This is a genomic window from Nocardioides montaniterrae, from assembly GCF_054782655.1.
The window spans coordinates 274,291-291,145 of sequence record NZ_BAAGSB010000004.1 but is presented as its reverse complement, the minus strand read 5'-3'; the positions used below and the strand labels follow the sequence as shown (position 1 = coordinate 291,145).

Below are 16,855 nucleotides of genomic sequence, written 5' to 3'. Positions count from 1 at the left end.
CAGGGTCAGTCGCGGGGCTTGCGCGAGCCGCCCTGCGACGGGCCGTAGTCACGAGCGAGCTCGATCTGCTTGCCGCTGATGCGGGTCTCCTTGAGCTTCTCCCACGCCTCGGGAGAGAGCTTCGCGGGCAGCTCGACGATGGAGTAGTCGCCACGGATGGTGATCCGGCCGAAGTCGCGACGGTCCAGGCCACCCTCGTTGGCGAGCGCGCCGACGATCATGCGGGGCTCGACGCGGTGGCGCTTGCCGACCTGGATCTTGTACGCCGCCAGCGGGGCACCCGATCGCGGAGCGCGGTCGCGCTGCGGGCGGTCGCCACGGTCGCCGCGGTCGGGACGGTCGCCGCGGTCGCGGGCGCCACGGTTGTCGCGGTCCTCGTGCTCGCGGCGCTGGCGGGTCTGCTCGGCCTCGGGCGAGAGCAGGAGCGGGGTCTCGCCCTGCATCGCGATGGCGAGCGCGGCGGCCACGTCGACCTCGGGGACGTCGTGCTCCTTGATGTAGTGGCTCACCACGTCGCGGAAGAAGTCGATCTGCGGGTTGCCCAGCGCCTCGGTGATCTGGTCGTCGAAGCGGGCGAGGCGGGTCTCGTTGACGTCCTCGACGCTCGGCAGCTGCATCTGCTCCAGCGTGGAGCGGGTGGCCTTCTCGATGTGCTTGAGGAGGTAGCGCTCGCGCGGGGTGATGAAGGAGATCGCGTCACCGGAGCGACCGGCCCGGCCCGTGCGGCCGATGCGGTGGACGTAGGCCTCGGTGTCGGTGGGGATGTCGTAGTTGACGACGTGGGTGATCCGCGGGACGTCGATGCCGCGGGCGGCGACGTCGGTGGCGACCAGGATGTCGAGCTTGCCGGACTTGAGCTGGTTGACCGTGCGCTCGCGCTGGACCTGGGCGACGTCACCGTTGATCGCGGCCGCGCCGTAGCCGCGCGCACGCAGCTTCTCGGCGAGCAGCTCGGTCTCGCTCTTGGTGCGGACGAAGACGATCATCGCCTCGAAGTTCTCGACCTCGAGGATGCGGGTGAGCGCGTCGACCTTCTGCGGGTAGCTGGAGATCAGGTAGCGCTGACGGATGTTGTCAGCGGTGCGCGTCTTGCGCTCGATCGTGACCTCGGTGGGGTTGTTCAGGTAGGTCTGCGAGAGCTTGCGGATCTGGTTCGGCATGGTGGCCGAGAACAGCGCGACCTGCTTGTCCTTCGGGGTGTCCTTGAGGATCGTCTCGACGTCCTCGGCGAACCCCATGTTGAGCATCTCGTCGGCCTCGTCGAGGACCAGGAAGCGCAGCTCGGAGAGGTCCAGCGTGCCCTTCTCGAGGTGGTCCATGATCCGGCCCGGGGTGCCGACGACGACGTGCACGCCACGGCGCAGGGCCGACAGCTGCACGCCGTACGCCTGGCCGCCGTAGACCGGCAGCATCTTCACGCCGCGCGAGTGGGCGGCGTACTTCTCGAACGCCTCGCAGACCTGGATCGCGAGCTCACGCGTGGGCGCGAGGACCAGCGCCTGCGGGGTCTTCTGCGAGAGGTCGAGCTGATCGAGGATCGGCAGCGCGAACGCGGCCGTCTTGCCGGTTCCGGTCTGCGCGAGACCGAGCACGTCGCGGCCCGCGAGGAGGTGCGGGATGGTCTCGGCCTGGATCGCCGAAGGGCTCTCGTAGCCGACGGCCGCGAGCGCCTTGAGGACGTCCTGCCCGAGACCGAGGTCGGCGAAGGTGGTGGTCGCCTGAGCGGCCTCGGTGGTGTCGTCGGGGGAAGTCACATTCCTACGGTAGTGAAATGCACCACGACGTGCTCATTCGCCGACGCGGTGGGTCCCGTCACGCTCACTTCAGGCCGAGGTCGAAACCGCAGTCCTTCTTGACCTCGGCGTTGATCCGCTCGGGCGCCTTCCGGTCCAGGTCGGCCAACGGCTGCAGCACCTTGGTGAGGAACTGGACGGCCTGCTGCTGCTTGGGGAGCCCCTGCCAGGTGGCGAACGCGGCCGGGTCGAGGAAGTCGCCGAGGTTGTCCACCAGGCCCTGCTGGGCGGTCTGGATGGAGGTCCAGTCGGTCTTCACCGAGTCAGGCGCGACCGCGACGATCTTGGCGGTGCGTCCGGGCAGCGGAGCCACCGCGTCGGTCAGCCACTTGTTCATGGCACCGAGGTCGAGGTGCTGGGGGTCCCCGGCCGGAGGCTGGGGTACGGCGACCGGGGCCTGCTTGGCCAGCGAGCAGTAGGAGTCGCCCGCGGCCTTGCTGGAGTCGTGGCCGCCGCACGCGCCGAGCGCGCCGGCGAGCACCCCGGCCATGGCCAGGGCAGCGAAGGACCTCACAGGGCGATCTTAAAGCCGCACTCGGAGGAGACGTTGCTGGTGACCTTGCGGATGTCGGGGAACGCGACCTTGACGTTGGTGCGCCAAGCGGTCTCGATCAGTCGCTTGTTGAGCGCCCTGGTCTTGGCGGCGTTCAGGCCGATCGGCGGGTGCGCGGGATCGCGGACGGCCTTCTTGGCGACGCCGGCGTAGATGATCACGGCCTGCACGATGTTGTGCCAGCTGCCGGCGACCTCGCCGGGCGAGTCGTTGCCGACGTCCTGCACCTTCTCCACGATCGTGGCCGGTCCGGGCCGGTGACCGGTCAGGGCACGCGCCGCTTGGCAGTACTCCTTCTTGGTCGGCAGCCCCGAGCTCGCGGCCTTGTCGCCGCTGCCGCACGCACTGAGCGAGAGCGCCAGCACCGCACTCAGGACCACACCCGTCATCGACCGCATGGCCGACCCCCTCACATCACATGTCCCGCGACCGCCGTACGGATCGCTGGGCCGACGGTAACGCCCGTCACAGCAGGTTGGCGAGGGTTCTCGCGACATGGCGTCCGCCCATGTCGCGATCCGACACCGCCGGAGTCACTCCACAGTGACGGACTTGGCCAGGTTGCGCGGCTTGTCGACGTCCAGACCGAGGGCCAGCGAAGCGCGGTAGGCCAGCATCTGGAGCGGGATCGTGAGCAGGATCGGGTCCAGCTCGCGCTCGCTGCGCGGTACGTCGATGCGGGTGCACGCGACCTCCCCCAGGTCCACGGCCGGGTGCGTGACCACGACCAGCGGGCCGCCACGGGCGGCGATCTCGTGGAGCGCGGCGACGTTGCGCTCGACCAGCTCGTCCTCGGGCACGATCGCGACGGTCGGCACCTCGGTCGAGATCAGCGCCAACGGGCCGTGCTTGAGCTCGGAGGTCTGGTAGGCCTCCGCGTGGCGGTAGCTGATCTCCTTGAACTTCTGCGCGCCCTCGCGCGCGACCGGGAAGCCGCGCACCCGTCCGATGAAGAACAGGCTCTCGGCCTGGGCGAGCACCTTGGCGACGTCGGAGAGCTGCTCCTCCTGCGCGAGCACCTCCTGGATCTGCTCGGGCAGCCTGGTGAGGGCGTTGATCAGCCGCTTGCCGTCGGCGATGGACAGGTCGCGGACGCGGCCGAGCTGCAGCGCCAGCATCGCGAAGCCCAGGAAGGAGTTGGTCAGCGCCTTGGTGCTCGCGACGGCGACCTCCGGGCCGGCGTGCAGGTAGATGCCACCGTCGACCTCACGCGCGATCGCGGACCCGACCACGTTGACCAGCCCGATGACGAAGCCGCCCTTGCGGCGTACCTCCTGGACCGCGAGGAGGGTGTCGATGGTCTCGCCGGACTGGCTGACCGCGACGTAGAGCGTGTCCGGCTCGATGATCGGGTTGCGGTAGCGGAACTCGCTGGCGGCCTCGGCGTCGGCGGGGATGCGGACCAGCTCCTCGATGAGGGCGGCGCCCATCTGGCCGACGTAGTACGCCGACCCGCAGCCGAGGATCTTGACGCGCTTGAACGCGCGGAGGTCCCGGGTCTCCAGGTTGAGGCCACCGAGGTGGCCGGTGCCGAAGCGCTCGTCGAGGCGGCCGCGCAGGACGCGCTCGGCAACAGCGGGCTGCTCGAGCATCTCCTTGTGCATGAACGACGAGTGGTCGCCGGCGTCGTACTCCTCGGGGTCGACCTCGACCTCGGTGACCGCCTTGTTGCCGGCGGCCTCGACGGCGCCACCGGCGCCGAGTCGGTACGTCGTGAAGCCGGTCGCCGTGACCGTGGCCATCTCACCGTCGTGGAGGTGGGCGACGGTGGTCGTGTAGCGGACGAGCGCGGACAGGTCGGAGGCGACGTGCATCTCCTTGTCGCCCACCCCGATGATCAGCGGACTGCCGTTGCGGGCCACCACGATCCGGTCGGGGAAGTCGGCGTGCAGGAACGCGACGCCGTACGTGCCGTCGACCCGGCCGAGCGCGTCGGCGACCTTGTCCTCGAGGGTCTCGGCCGTCGAGCGGGCCACGAGGTGGGCCAGCACCTCGGTGTCGGTGTCGGACGTCAGCTCGACGCCGGCGTCGGCCAGCTCGTGCCGCAGCGCCGCGGCGTTGTCGATGATGCCGTTGTGGACGACGGCCACCTTGCCGTCGGCACTCAGGTGCGGGTGGGCGTTGGCGTCGTTGGCGGGGCCGTGCGTGGCCCAGCGGGTGTGGCCGATGCCGGCCTTGCCGGTGAACCGCTTGGGCAGGCCGTTCTCCAGGTCGCGCACCCGGCCGGCCTTCTTGGCCACGCGGACGCCGGTCGGCCCGACGACCGCGACACCCGCCGAGTCGTAGCCGCGGTGCTCGAGGCGCGCCAGGCCCTCCAGGAGCAGAGGTGCTGCCTGCTGGTTGCCGATGTAGCCGACGATGCCGCACATGGAGGACGCCCTATCCGTAGATCATGCGGCGTAGCTGCCGCTCCGAGAACTGAGGTGCCGCCACGACCCGCTCGGCCAGCTCGGCCTGGAGCGTGGTGAAGATGTCGGCGTTCTTCGCGCCGTACGTCTTGAGCTCGACGTGACGACGGCGTACGACGTCCTCCACCGGCTCGCGCAGGAACGCGATGACGTCCTCGACCACCCGCTCGGCCTCCGCTGGGGAGAGGCCGGTGCCGGCCACGACGTGGCTCAGCAGGCGCGGATCGACGGACACAGCGATGATCCTGATCCTGATTTGCGGTCTTTGTCCATTTCCTGCCCGCATTCGGGCAGAACGAGGCGGTACCCGCGCGGGCGCCGCGCATCGATCGGATCTTTCCCGCTCAGGTGGAGGGGTTGGCGCGCCTGGAGCCGGACTCAGCCAGCCAGGTGGAGCACTCGGCATGCCTCCGACGCGGTTTCTGGACGCTGGGTGGGGGCCGTGCTACCTTGGTGAACAGAAAGTGAACAGGAGGTGGATCATGCACGACAGCAACGAGCCGCATCTGGAGATGCGCTGGCTCCCGGTGACCGACGCCCAGGGGCGCGAGCACATGGAGGCGTGCTGGATCACGGTCGGCCAGGCGCATGCGTCGGCCACCCACGCCGCCTGACACCACACGATCTTCGGCCCGCGGCCGCGAACCCTCGAGGTTCGCGGCCGCGGCGCTTTTTCCAGCCCACGGTCCCGGCACGAGCTGTTCGCGAACAATTTCAGCGCCAGCGGAATACCTGCTTGCCCGGAAGCGCTATGGTCATTGATGTTTCAACGATCTGCCGAGATCGGCAGCCCCACCACCACTCCGAGGAGATCCCGATGACCGAGCAGACCACCCCCGCCGTCGACACCCTGACCGGCGACTACACCCTCGACCCGGCGCACTCGCGCCTCGGCTTCGTGGCCCGCCACGCGGTCGTCACCAAGGTCCGCGGCCAGTTCAGCGACTGGTCCGCCACCGCCCACATCGACGCCGAGAACCCGGCCGCCTCCTCCGTCGAGGTCACCATCAAGCCCGCGTCGGTCTCCACCGGCTCGGCCGACCGCGACGGCCACCTGGCCTCCGCCGACTTCTTCGACACCGAGCAGTTCCCGGAGTGGAAGTTCGTCTCCACCGCCGTGTCCCGCGACGGCTCCGACTGGACCATCGCCGGCGACTTCACCGTCCACGGCGTCACCCAGCCGCTGACCATCGTCTTCGAGGAGACCGGCTCGGCCAAGGACCCGTTCGGCAACATCCGCGTGGGCTTCGAGGGCGCCGCCGAGATCAACCGCAAGGACTTCGGCCTGACCTGGAACGCCGCGCTCGAGACCGGCGGCGTGCTCGTCTCCGAGAAGATCAAGCTCGAGCTCGACATCAGCGCGATCAAGAACGCCTGACCTGATCCGCCCGAACGGGCGGTCGGTCGGTTGAACGAGGGGTGCTCCGGTTCCGGGGCACCCCTCGAACGCGTGTCAGCCCCGGCGCCGGAGCGACTCAGCGGGCGAGCCAGGCGGCGTACGCCTCGAAGGAGAACGGGCGGCCGAGGAAGTCAGCGACGAGGTCCGCCGCGTCCTTCTCGCCGCCGCGGCCGATCACCCGGTCGCGGTAGCGGCTCGCGACCTCGGCGTCGAACAGGTCGCCGGCCGCCTCGAAGGCGCTGAACATGTCCTTCGCGATCACCAGCGACCACATGTAGGTGTAGTAGGCCGAGCTGTAGCCAGCGAGGTGACCGAAGCTGGCGAAGAAGTGCGTGCCGTCGAGGTACGGCGTCGGCGAGTAGCGCGCCTGCAGCTCCTTCATCCGCGCGGTCAGGTCCGTGGGCTGCCCGTCGGCACGTCCGGCCCGATCGGCGTGGAACCAGTACGACACCGCGGCGTAGAACATCTGGGTCCGCGCCTGGATCCCCTTGCCGTAGTCGTCGCCGGCGCGCATCGCGGCGACGAGCTCGACCGGGATCGGCTCCCCCGCCGCGTCGGTCGCGAAGGTCCGCAGCACGTCGGCGTACCAGGCCCACTCCTCCAGCATCTGGCTGGGCGCCTCGACGAAGTCCCACTCGGTGGCGACGCCGGACAGGCGGTGCCAGTCGCCCTGTCCGCCGAGGACGTGGTGCAGCAGGTGCCCGAACTCGTGGAACAGCGTCACCACGTGGTCGTGCTCCATCAGGCCGCGGGAGAAGTTGCAGACCAGCACGCCCTCGGGCAGCTGCTCGCCGTCGACGCCCGAGACCAGCGTGAACTGCGCGGCGTGCTTGTACTTGTCCTCGCGCGGGTGCAGGTCGAGGTGGATCCGGCCGAGCCGATCCTGGGTCGAGCCGGCATCGGTGGTCGAGCCTGTCGAGACCCGGAAGACGTCGTACGCCGTGACCTCCTCGTGCCACGAGGCGACCTGGACCGGCTCGTAGCGCACCCCGAACAACCGGCCGGTCACGTCGAGCAGACCCTGGCGCACCTTCGCGAAGTCGAAGTAGGTGCGCACCCGCTGCGCGTCGACCTCGTAGCGCTCGCGGCGCACGGCCTCCTGGTAGTACGCCGAGTCGTGCTGCTCGATGGTCGTGGCGTCGGGGAAGTCGCGGCGGTAGACCTCGAGCAGAGTGGCCAGGTCGCGCTCCATCGGCTCCTGCGCGGCGGCGGCGATCCGGTCGATGAACTCGGGGATCGCGGACCCGGAGCCGATCATCTTCACCTCGGCGTCGTACGACGGCCAGTCGGGGTAGCCGACCGCGGAGGCCAGCTCCTGCCGCAGGTCGAAGAGCTCGGTCAGGAGCGGCTCGGCGGTGGGCCAGCCGCGGTCGAGGAAGGCCGCGACGAGGTCGTGGCGCAGTGCGCGGTCGTGCGCGAAGGTCCGTACCGGGACGACATCGGGGTAGTCGGTCGTGATCGTGACCAGCCCGTCGTCGCCGGCCGGATGCGCCTCGCGCCAGTCCTCGGGCATGCCGGCGAGCCGCTCGGGCGCGACCCGGACCGTCCGGACGTCCTCACGGATCACCTTGCCGAACTCCTGGTCCAGCTCGACGAGCCGGTCCTGGATCTCGGCGATCCGGGCGCGGGTGGCGTCGTCGCGGTCGACGCCGGAGCGGCGGAAGTCCTGACGGACCTTGGCCAGCATCCGCTGCGCGAGCGGGTCGCCGTCGAGCAGCGTCTCGTCGAGCGCGGCGAGGACGTCGTACAGCTCGCGGTCCAGGCTCCACGCCGTGGTCAGGCGTACGGCGTCCTGGCCGACCCGTTCGGCCAGCTCGCGGACCTCGGCGCTGGGGTGCACCTCGGCGAAGGTGAAGCCGACGGCGGCGGCATTCCCGACGTGGCCGGTCGCGCGGTCCCAGAGCCGCACCACCTGCAGCGGGTCGCTGCGGTCCGCCGTACGGACCTGCTCGATCAGCGTCCGCGCCCGGTCGAGCTCGGTCGTGGCGCGCTCCTCGAGCCATTCGGCCCAGGAGTCGGCGTCGGTGGGCAGCGAGAGGGGCTCGAGGGTCACGATCCCGACCCTACGTTTCCGTGCCGTGGAGGTTGTGGATCAGCCGTGGAGAACCCGTGGAGAAATGTGGAACGGGAGGTTCCGCAACGTGGATCGCTCGTGGCGCGGCCCTCCCTAGCGTTCTGGTCATCGGGAAACGACCCGGACAAACCTCGAACTCCAAGGACATTCGCATGAACATCTCGACCAAGGTCCTCATCCCCCTCGCCACCGCCGCTGCCGCCACCGCGGTCGCCGTGGGCTCGGGTGCGACCTTCACCTCGCAGTCGAACAACACGATCAGCGCCGTGACCTCCGGGACCCTGACCCAGTCGAACTCGAAGGCGAACGCCGCGATCTTCAACCTCGCCGACATGAAGCCGGGCGACACCCTCAACGGCAGCGTCACGCTGACCAACACCGGCAGCCTGCCCGCCGCCTTCAGCCTCACCGAGGTCTCCTCGAGCAACGGCTTCACCGGCGACAACCTGTCGCTGTCGATCACCGACACCACGACCGGCGTCAACGTCTACACCGGCACGTTCGGCGGCCTGGTCGACGGCGCCAAGACCGACATCGGCACCATCGCCTCGCACGTCGCCAACACCTTCGTCTTCACCGTCAAGCTCGCCACGGCCACCCCCAACGCGGACCAGGCCAAGACGGCCTCTGCCGTGTACCAGTGGGACTCCGTCCAGCTGGCCGGCGGCTCCAGCGACCAGTGATCAGCAACCGCTGACCACCCACCAGTGATTCGAGCCTGAACATGCGCACCGTCGTCCGCTGGACCGTCAACCTCACCCTCGTCGCGGCCTTCCTGGTCGCAGCGGCGTACGTCGTGCCGAGCCTGACCGGCTACGCCCGCTACGTCATCACGGGCGGATCGATGACGGGGACCTACGACAAGGGCTCCATGGTGTTCGAGAAGGAGGTCACGGCCGCCGACCTGAAGGTCGGCGACGTGATCACCTACCAGCCGCCGGCCTCCAGCGGGGTCACCTGGCTGGTCACCCACCGGATCATCAAGATCGGGCACGACGCCCACGGCCGCCAGGTGCTGCGCACCCAGGGCGATGCCAACCCGAAGCCCGACCCGTGGAGCTTCTCGCTCACCGCGAGCAAGCAGAACGTGGTCCGGACCTCCGTGCCGTACGTCGGCTGGGCGTTGATCGTGCTGGCGGACCGCCAGTACCGGATGCTCCTGATCGGGCTCCCGGCCGCGCTCATCGCGCTGCTCAGCCTGGTCGAGCTCGTCAGCGGTCTCCGGACCCGCCCGCGCCAGGTCTCCGTGGGGGGATCGATCGGCGCAACCGGTCCCGTCTGACGGAACCTGGCCGTCTCGCCCGGTGTGGGGCGGGGCGAGGCGGCCCCTCTCTCCACCCCGGCCGACGCGCGAGTCCCCTCAGCGCCTCGGCCGGGGTTCCAAGTTGTGGAAGTCCCGTGGACGATTCGTCGATCCGTCGTGGCGGGCCACTCCCTAGCGTTGAGACCGACGCTCAGCCGCCCACCCACCGTCGCGAGCACCCGAGAGGAGCCGTCATGAAGAAGCCTGTCGGCCGCCTCCTGGCCCTGCTCGCCCTGCTCCTCGCTGCGCTCCTCGCGTCCGGGCTCACCGGCTTCTCCGGTGCGACGTACGTCGCCGCGACGCAGGCCACCGCGACCGTCACCGCCGCCGCCGACTGGACGCCGCCCACGGTGTCGCTGAACACCCCGACCAACCCGCTGCAGCGCACCGTCACCCTCACCGCCACCGCGACCGACTCCGGCCTCGGGGTCGACACCGTGACGATCCAGCAGCAGGCGCCGGGCGCGAGCGGCTGGACGGCCATCTGCGCCGACAGCACCGCGCCGTACTCCTGCGCGTGGGACACCACCACGGGTGCCGACGGCAGCTACGACCTGCGCGCGAAGGCGGTCGACAAGGCCGGCCTGGCCACGCTCTCGGACTCGATCACCGTCGTGGTGGCCAACTCGGTCGTCATCACCCTCGCCGACCCCGGCGACATCGTGCACGGCGCCGTGCCACTGACCACGAACCTCTACAACGCCGGCAGCCTGCCCTGGCTGGTCACCGTCCAGTACGCGACCGCCGGCGGCTCGACCTGGAGGAACATCTGCACCGGTCTGGCCTCGCCGTTCCCGTGCACCTGGGCGACCGCCCCGGTGGCGGACGGCTCGTACGACCTGCGCGCCACGGCGACCTCCGGCACCACCACGGTGACCAGCGCGGTCGTGACCGACGTGCTAGTCGACAACACCGGCCCGGTCGTGACCATGACCGACCCGGGCACCCCCGTCAGCGGCACCACGACGTTCTCCGCGACCGCCTCGGACGCCGCCTCCGACGTGGCCCGCGTGGAGCTGCAGTACGCCCTCGGCACCGGTGCCTGGCGCACGCTGTGCACGATCTCCACCAGCCCGTGGAGCTGCCGCTACGACACCACCACGCTCAGCGACGGCAGCTACTCGTTCCGGGCCATTGCCACCGACCTCGGCGGCAACGCCACGACGTCGACGGCCGTCACCGGCCGCGTCATCGACAACACCGTCGCGTCGGTCTCCCTCACCGACCCGGGCGCCTACCTGACCGGCAGCGTCACGCTGGCCGCCCAGGCGAACTCCAGCGCCGGCGTCGCCTCGGTCCGCATCCAGCGGGCGGTCTCCGGCACCACGACCTGGACCGACGTGTGCACCGACACGAGCGCGCCGTACAGCTGCGTCTGGGACACCACCGCCGTGAGCGACGGTCTCTACGACCTGCGGGCGATCCTCACCGACACCCGCGGCGCGACCACGACCTCGGCGACCGTCTCCGCCCGCCGGGTGGACAACAGCCCGCTGCGCGGCGTCGACGTCCAGACCCAGAACGGTGACGGCACGCCCGGCCGCGTCGACACCAACGACGTGATGACGCTGGTCTACAGCGGGGTCGTCGCGCCGAGCAGCATCAGCGCCGGCTGGAACGGTACGGCGCAGGCCGTCACCCTGCGACTGCGCGACGGTGCCCTCCTCGGCACCGGCACCAAGGGCGACACCGCGGACATCCTGAAGGGCGGCACGGCGGTCAACCTGGGATCGGTCGCGCTGAAGGAGGACTACGTCAAGAAGTCCAAGTCCGTCAGCCTGAACGCCACCATGACCGCCGCGACTGTGACCGGCGCCGACGGGGTACCGCACACAGTGGTCACCATCCAGGTCGGCACCAGCCCCGGCACCAACCTGCGCACCGTCACGCTCCCCTCCTCGATGGTCTGGACACCCTCGGCGCTGGCCACGGCGGCCACCGGCGAGAAGTGCTCGGCCGCCCCCGTGACCGAGTCGGGTGCGGCGGACCGGGAGTGGTGAGCGACATGCGCACGCGGCTCTCGACGTACGTCGCGGGACTGACGCTGCTGCTCGCCGTCCTGCAGATCTTCTGGGCGCTGTTCCGCGCACCCGACGACCTGACCGTGACGCTGGGCCTGCTGCTCGGCCTGACCTCCATGGTCGCGGGCGTCAGCCTCGCGCGGAGCAACAGCTTCGAGGGCCGGCTGTGCGTCGGGCTGGCCTGCGGTGCCCAGATCGGGCTGATGGCCCTGGCCATCACCGTCGGCATGCCGGGCTCGTCGCGCCGACCGGTCGATCTCCACGTCGTGGTGGCGCTCGTGCTGCCCGCGCTCCTGCTCGCACTGCTCGACCTCGACCGCCGCGCCCGCCGGCGGCGCCGCCCGGAGGAACACTCCTCCTATGCTCTGTGAGGTGCCCGTGCGCCTGCTCATCGTCGAGGACGACGACGCCATCGCCATCCCGCTCCTGCGCGCCGTCCAGCGCGATGGGTACGACGTCACCCGCGTCGCCACCGGAGGCGAGGCGATCGCCGACGTCGCCCGTGGTGGCGTCGAGCTGGTCCTGCTCGACCTCGGCCTTCCCGACCTCGACGGGCTCGACGTCTGCCGGCGCCTGCGCTCGGACGGCTACGACGGCGGCATCCTGATCCTCACCGCCCGGGCCGGCGAGCTCGACCGGGTCGTCGGGCTCGACGTCGGCGCGGACGACTACCTGGCCAAGCCGTTCTCGCTGTCCGAGCTGCTCGCGCGCGTGCGGGCGCTGCTCCGGCGTACCTCCCGAGGCGGGGTGGAGGCCGAGCCGGCCGCTCCCGCCACGGTCGGGTCGAGCACCGACTTCCGGGTCGACGCCGCGGCGCGACGGGCCTGGGTGGCCGCCGGCGAGCTGCCGCTGACGGCCAAGGAGTTCGACGTGCTGGCCCTGCTCGACCAGCAGCGCGGCTCGGTCGTCAGCCGCGAGACGCTGATGTCGGAGATCTGGGACGAGAACTGGTTCGGCTCGACCAAGACCCTCGACGCCACCATCGGCCGGTTGCGCCAGAAGCTGGTCGACGCCTCCGCGCCGGTCGTGCTCGGCACCGTGCGCGGCGTCGGCTTCCGGCTGGAGGACGCCCCCCGCCATGCGTGAGCGGCTGGTCCTGGCGTTCGTGCTGCTGGCCGTCGGCGTGATCGCGCTGTACGGCGTCCCGCGGGCCTACTCGCGCGCCGATCTCGTGCACGACCACCAGACCCAGCGGCTCTCGATCGCCGCCCACGATGTCGCGGCGCTGGTCACCGAGAGACTCGCACGGCACGTGCCGGTCGACGCCGACCTCCTCGACCACGGGCTGACCGCGACCGACCGGGTCGAGTACCACGCCGCGAACGGCGACGACGTCGCCGTCGGCAGCGCCGCTGACGGCGGACCCAGCGAGACCGAGCCGGTGGACGGCGGCGGCTACGTCACGGTGGCGCTGACCCGCTCGACCACGACCGCCGAGCTGCACTCCGCCCTCGCCCCGCTGCTCTTCCTCGGACTCGGCCTGGCCGTCGCGGCCGCCCTGGCCGGCTTCGTGATGGCCCGCCGGCTGGCGCGGCCCTTCCAGGAGCTCGCCCAGAGTGCGCAGCGACTCGGGCAGGGCGACTTCGACATCGACGTGCCGGCGTACTCGGTGCCGGAGGCGGAGGCCATCGGCTCCTCCCTGCGCGGGGCGGCCGCCCACCTCGACCGGCTCGTACGCCGCGAACGCGAGTTCGCCGCGAACGCCTCCCACCAGCTGCGCACCCCGATCACCGCGCTCCGCCTGAGCCTCGAGGACCTGACGCTGTGGCCCGAGACCGCGCCCGCGGTGCGCGAGGAGCTGGAGCGGGTGCTCGGCGAGCTCGACCGGCTGAACGCCGCGATCACCGAGCTGCTCTCGCTCGCGCGGGAGCGCACCCTGGCCACCCACGGCGCGATCGACCTCGCCGCCCTCGTCGCCGCCGCCGGCGGCCGGTGGGAGCGCCGGCTGCGTGAGGACGGACGGTCCCTGGTCGTACGGCGTGCGGGGACCGTGCGGGCCCAGCTGCCCGTCGGGCCGCTCGAGCAGGTGATGGACGTCCTCATCGAGAACGCCCGGGTCCACGGCACCGGCACGATCACGCTCGAGGTCAAGGACGTCGGCAGCCACCTCGAGGTCAGCGTCGCCGACGAGGGCGAGGGCTCGCTCGCACCCGACATCTTCCGTCGCGGCGTGACGACGCGCGTCGGCAACAACGCCGACCACGGTGTCGGTCTCGCCGTCGCCGACGAGCTGGCCGACGCGGTCGGCGGACACCTCTCCCTCGACCCCGCCTCGACGACCACCCGGTTCCTGCTGCGGCTGCCGCGGCCGGCCGAGGTCGTCGGCTAGGACCGCTCGTCGACCAGCTCGCCGCGCCGACGTGCCACGTAGGCCCGCTCGGCGGTGTTGTCGGTGAGCGCCAGCGCCTCGTCGTACGCCGCTCGCGCCTGCGTGCTCCGGCCCAGACGGCGCAGCAGCTCGGCACGGGTGGCGTGGAACGGGTGGTAGGCCGCCAGGGAGTCCGCGAGCCCGTCGACCAGTGAGAGAGCGACCTCGGGGCCGTCGAGCTCGGCGATCGCGACCGCGCGGTTGAGGGTCACCACCGGGCCCGGGTCGAACCGCGCCAGCTGGGCGTAGAGCGCGACGACCTGGCTCCAGTCGGTCGCGGCCGACGTCGGGGCGTCGGTGTGGACGGCGTTGATCGCCGCCTGGACCTGGAAGCGTCCGGGCCGATCGGTGGCGAGGCACTCGCGGACCAGCGCGTGGCCCTCGTCGATGAGGGCGCGGTCCCAGCCACCGCGGTCCTGCTCGTCCAGCGGGACCAGCACGCCGTGGCGAACCCGCGCCCGGGCACGCGCCTCGGTGAGCAGCATCAGGGCGAGCAGGCCGGTGGTCTCCGGGTGGGCCGGCAGCAGCTCGCGGACCAGGCGGGCCAGGCGGATCGCCTCGGCCGTGAGCTCGCGCCGGATCGGCTCGCCCTCGCTGCTGGCCAGGTAGCCCTCGTTGAAGATGAGCCAGAGCACCGTCAGCACCGTGTCGATCCGGGTCGTGAGGTCATCGGGCTGCGGGACGACGTACGGGATGTTGGCGGCCCTGATCTTGGCCTTGGCCCGGCTGATCCGCTGGCCCATCGTGGTGTCCTGCACCAGGAACGCGCTGGCGATCTCCGGAACCGTCAGGCCACCGAGCAGGCGCAAGGTCAAGGCGATCCGTGCCTCCGGCGCGAGGGCCGGGTGGCAGCAGGTGAAGATCAGCCGCAGCCGGTCGTCCTCGACGGGACCGGTGGGCTGGTGCTCGTCGGTGTCGATGATCATCAGGGCCGCCTGGTGCTTGGCGTCGCGCTTGGCCTCGCGGCGGATCCGGTCGATGCCCCTGCGGGCCGCGGTCGTGGTCAGCCACGCGCCGGGGTTGGGAGGTACGCCGTCGGCCGGCCACCGCTCCAACGCCACGACCAGCGCCTCGGACGCGAGGTCCTCGGCGAGGTCGATGTCGCGGAAGCGGCGTACGAGCGTGGCGATCAGGCGTCCGTGCTCGGCACGGAAGACCCGCTCGACCTCCTCCTGCGCCGACAACTCAGGCGAGTCCCTCGAAGGGGCGGACCTCGACCTTGCCACGGCACGCCTTGGAACCGGCCGCCGCGAGCTTGAGGGCCACGTCGAGGTCGGGGGCGTCGATGACCCAGAAGCCACCGATGTACTCCTTGGACTCCAGGTAGGGCCCGTCGGTGACCACCGGCGCCTCGCCGGTGCCGTCGACGACGGTGGCGGTCGTGGCCGCCTCCAGGCCGCCGGCGAACACCCAGTAGCCGTCGGCCTTGAGCTGCTCGTTGAAGGCTCCGGTGTCGGCGAACGCCTGCTCCATCGCCTCCTGCGAGCCGTAGTTGCCGAACTCGGTCCGCTCGGCCGGGCCGTGCACGGACATCAGGTAGTGCGTCATGGTTCTTCTCCCTCTGGTGGGTCTCGTACGCCGGCCGCTGCGGCCAGCCTTCACCCTCACCACGAATGCGGTCGAGGGGTTTCGACAGCTGTCCCTAGAATTCTCCGGTGAGTCTTCGCGGTCTGCTGGCCGACACCCGGCCCTTGCGGAACCCGCACTTCCGACGGCTCTGGACCGCCAACATCGTCACCGTCATCGGTGCCCAGCTCACGGTCGTCGCCGTGCCGGCCCAGATCTACGCCGAGACCGGCTCGTCGGCGTACGTCGGACTGACGGGTGTCTTCGGTCTCGTGCCCCTGGTCGTCTTCGGCCTGTGGGGCGGCGCGCTGGCCGACCACTTCGACCGGCGCACGATCCTGCGGGTCACCACGACCGGGCTGATCGTGACCAGCCTGCTGTTCTGGCTGCAGGCCTTCTCCGGGCTCGGTTCGGTGTGGCCGCTGCTGGCGCTGTTCTCGATCCAGCAGGGGTTCTTCGCGGTCAACCAGCCGACCCGGTCGGCCGTCCTGCCGCGGCTCCTTTCCGACGACCTGCTGCCGGCGGCCAACTCGCTCAACATGACGATCCTGCAGGCCGGCGGCATCGCCGGACCGCTGGTCGGCGGCGCGCTGATCCCGGTGACCGGCTTCTCGTGGCTCTACCTGATCGACGCGGTCTGCCTGACCGCGACGTGGTGGGCCGTGTTCCGGCTGCCGCCCCTGCCCGTGGCGGGCGTGACCGGGCGCGCGCCCGGGATCCGGTCGGTGATCGACGGGCTGCGCTACCTGGCCGACCATCCCGTGCTGCGGATGTCCTTCGTGGTCGACATCATCGCGATGCTGTTCGGCATGCCGCGGGCGCTCTTCCCGCAGATCGCGCACGAGAGCTTCGGGGGGCCGACCGACGGCGGACTGGCCTTCGCGCTGCTCTTCGCGGGCATCCCGGCGGGTGCGGTGATCGGCGGCGTCTTCTCGGGCTGGGTCTCGCGGATCTCCCGGCAGGGCGTCGCCGTCGTCTGGTCGATCGTGCTGTGGGGCCTGTCGATGGTCGGCTTCGGGGTCGCCGTGGGTCTGGCCGTCCACCACTCGCGGCCGCTGTGGCTGACGGTGGCCGTGCTGATGCTGATGGTCGGCGGTGCGGCCGACATGGCCTCGGCGGCGTTCCGTACGTCGATGCTGCAGGCCTCCGCCACCGACGAGGTACGCGGTCGGCTCCAGGGCATCTTCATCGTCGTCGTGGCCGGTGGCCCACGACTGGCCGACGTCGCGCACGGCGCCGTCGCCGCCGTGGTCGGGACGGCCGTCACCGCTGCCGGCGGCGGGGTCCTGGTGGTCGTGGGCTGCCTGGTCGCCGTCGTCCTCGTGCCGGTGTTCGTGCGCTACCGGCTGGTCCCGTCTCACTGAGAGTGG

17 protein-coding genes are annotated in these 16,855 nt (G+C 71.0%); 9 read left to right on the top strand and 8 right to left on the bottom strand.

Annotated elements, in window-relative coordinates; translation table 11 throughout:
* Window positions 1-5 precede the first annotated feature (5 nt).
* From ACYVJ3_RS09325 to ACYVJ3_RS09305, 5 genes are all read right to left on the bottom strand, one after another.
* Window positions 6-1,754 (bottom strand): DEAD/DEAH box helicase, encoded by a 1,749-nt coding sequence (locus ACYVJ3_RS09325; protein ID WP_460852654.1) that lies wholly within the window; start codon window positions 1,752-1,754, stop codon window positions 6-8.
* Window positions 1,755-1,818: 64 nt separating this feature from the next.
* Entirely contained in the window at window positions 1,819-2,307 is a 489-nt protein-coding gene (locus tag ACYVJ3_RS09320; RefSeq protein WP_460852652.1) for a hypothetical protein, read from the bottom strand.
* Window positions 2,304-2,744, bottom strand: coding sequence for a hypothetical protein (locus ACYVJ3_RS09315; RefSeq protein WP_460852650.1), 441 nt, complete (start codon window positions 2,742-2,744; stop codon window positions 2,304-2,306). Before ACYVJ3_RS09315 ends, ACYVJ3_RS09320 begins: the two co-directional genes overlap by 4 nt.
* 135 nt (window positions 2,745-2,879) lie before the next feature.
* Window positions 2,880-4,715, bottom strand: coding sequence for a glutamine--fructose-6-phosphate transaminase (isomerizing) (gene glmS, locus ACYVJ3_RS09310; protein ID WP_460852648.1), 1,836 nt, complete (start codon window positions 4,713-4,715; stop codon window positions 2,880-2,882).
* Between the two features lie 10 nt (window positions 4,716-4,725).
* A complete protein-coding gene (locus tag ACYVJ3_RS09305) occupies window positions 4,726-4,989 on the bottom strand; it encodes a hypothetical protein (RefSeq protein ID WP_460852647.1) in 264 nt (87 codons plus the stop codon).
* A gap of 247 nt (window positions 4,990-5,236) precedes the next feature.
* On the opposite strand from ACYVJ3_RS09305, the gene ACYVJ3_RS09300 reads away from it, so the two are divergent.
* A complete protein-coding gene (locus ACYVJ3_RS09300; protein WP_460852645.1) occupies window positions 5,237-5,368 on the top strand; it encodes a hypothetical protein in 132 nt (43 codons plus the stop codon).
* Window positions 5,369-5,571: 203 nt separating this feature from the next.
* Window positions 5,572-6,132 (top strand): YceI family protein, encoded by a 561-nt coding sequence (locus ACYVJ3_RS09295; RefSeq protein ID WP_460852644.1) that lies wholly within the window; start codon window positions 5,572-5,574, stop codon window positions 6,130-6,132.
* A gap of 97 nt (window positions 6,133-6,229) precedes the next feature.
* On the opposite strand, the gene ACYVJ3_RS09290 is transcribed toward ACYVJ3_RS09295, so the two are convergent.
* Window positions 6,230-8,206: a M3 family metallopeptidase gene (locus ACYVJ3_RS09290; RefSeq protein ID WP_460852642.1), complete on the bottom strand. Its 1,977-nt coding sequence runs from the start codon at window positions 8,204-8,206 to the stop codon at window positions 6,230-6,232.
* A 173-nt stretch (window positions 8,207-8,379) separates the two neighbouring features.
* On the opposite strand from ACYVJ3_RS09290, the gene ACYVJ3_RS09285 reads away from it, so the two are divergent.
* From ACYVJ3_RS09285 to ACYVJ3_RS09260, 6 genes are all read left to right on the top strand, one after another.
* Window positions 8,380-8,910, top strand: coding sequence for a TasA family protein (locus ACYVJ3_RS09285; RefSeq protein ID WP_460852640.1), 531 nt, complete (start codon window positions 8,380-8,382; stop codon window positions 8,908-8,910).
* Window positions 8,911-8,951: 41 nt separating this feature from the next.
* Entirely contained in the window at window positions 8,952-9,509 is a 558-nt protein-coding gene (locus ACYVJ3_RS09280; RefSeq protein ID WP_460852638.1) for a signal peptidase I, read from the top strand.
* A 215-nt stretch (window positions 9,510-9,724) separates the two neighbouring features.
* The gene (locus ACYVJ3_RS09275; RefSeq protein WP_460852637.1) at window positions 9,725-11,530 is read left to right on the top strand and encodes an Ig-like domain-containing protein; all 1,806 of its coding nucleotides are present in this window, start codon (window positions 9,725-9,727) and stop codon (window positions 11,528-11,530) included.
* A 5-nt stretch (window positions 11,531-11,535) separates the two neighbouring features.
* A complete protein-coding gene (locus tag ACYVJ3_RS09270; protein ID WP_460852636.1) occupies window positions 11,536-11,922 on the top strand; it encodes a hypothetical protein in 387 nt (128 codons plus the stop codon).
* A gap of 1 nt (window position 11,923) precedes the next feature.
* Window positions 11,924-12,637, top strand: coding sequence for a response regulator transcription factor (locus ACYVJ3_RS09265; protein WP_460852634.1), 714 nt, complete (start codon window positions 11,924-11,926; stop codon window positions 12,635-12,637).
* Window positions 12,630-13,880, top strand: a complete 1,251-nt coding sequence (locus ACYVJ3_RS09260) for a sensor histidine kinase (RefSeq protein ID WP_460852631.1) — start codon at window positions 12,630-12,632, stop codon at window positions 13,878-13,880. Before ACYVJ3_RS09265 ends, ACYVJ3_RS09260 begins: the two co-directional genes overlap by 8 nt.
* Here ACYVJ3_RS09260 and ACYVJ3_RS09255 read toward each other — a convergent pair.
* Window positions 13,877-15,103, bottom strand: a complete 1,227-nt coding sequence (locus ACYVJ3_RS09255; RefSeq protein WP_460852630.1) for an RNA polymerase sigma factor — start codon at window positions 15,101-15,103, stop codon at window positions 13,877-13,879. The two genes, ACYVJ3_RS09260 and ACYVJ3_RS09255, sit on opposite strands and share 4 nt — an antisense overlap.
* Window position 15,104: 1 nt before the next feature.
* The gene (locus ACYVJ3_RS09250; RefSeq protein WP_460852628.1) at window positions 15,105-15,467 is read right to left on the bottom strand and encodes a YciI family protein; all 363 of its coding nucleotides are present in this window, start codon (window positions 15,465-15,467) and stop codon (window positions 15,105-15,107) included.
* A gap of 107 nt (window positions 15,468-15,574) precedes the next feature.
* Here ACYVJ3_RS09250 and ACYVJ3_RS09245 point away from each other — a divergent pair, with 107 nt between their 5' ends.
* Window positions 15,575-16,849, top strand: a complete 1,275-nt coding sequence (locus ACYVJ3_RS09245; RefSeq protein WP_460852627.1) for an MFS transporter — start codon at window positions 15,575-15,577, stop codon at window positions 16,847-16,849.
* The last annotated feature ends 6 nt before the right edge of the window (window positions 16,850-16,855 follow it).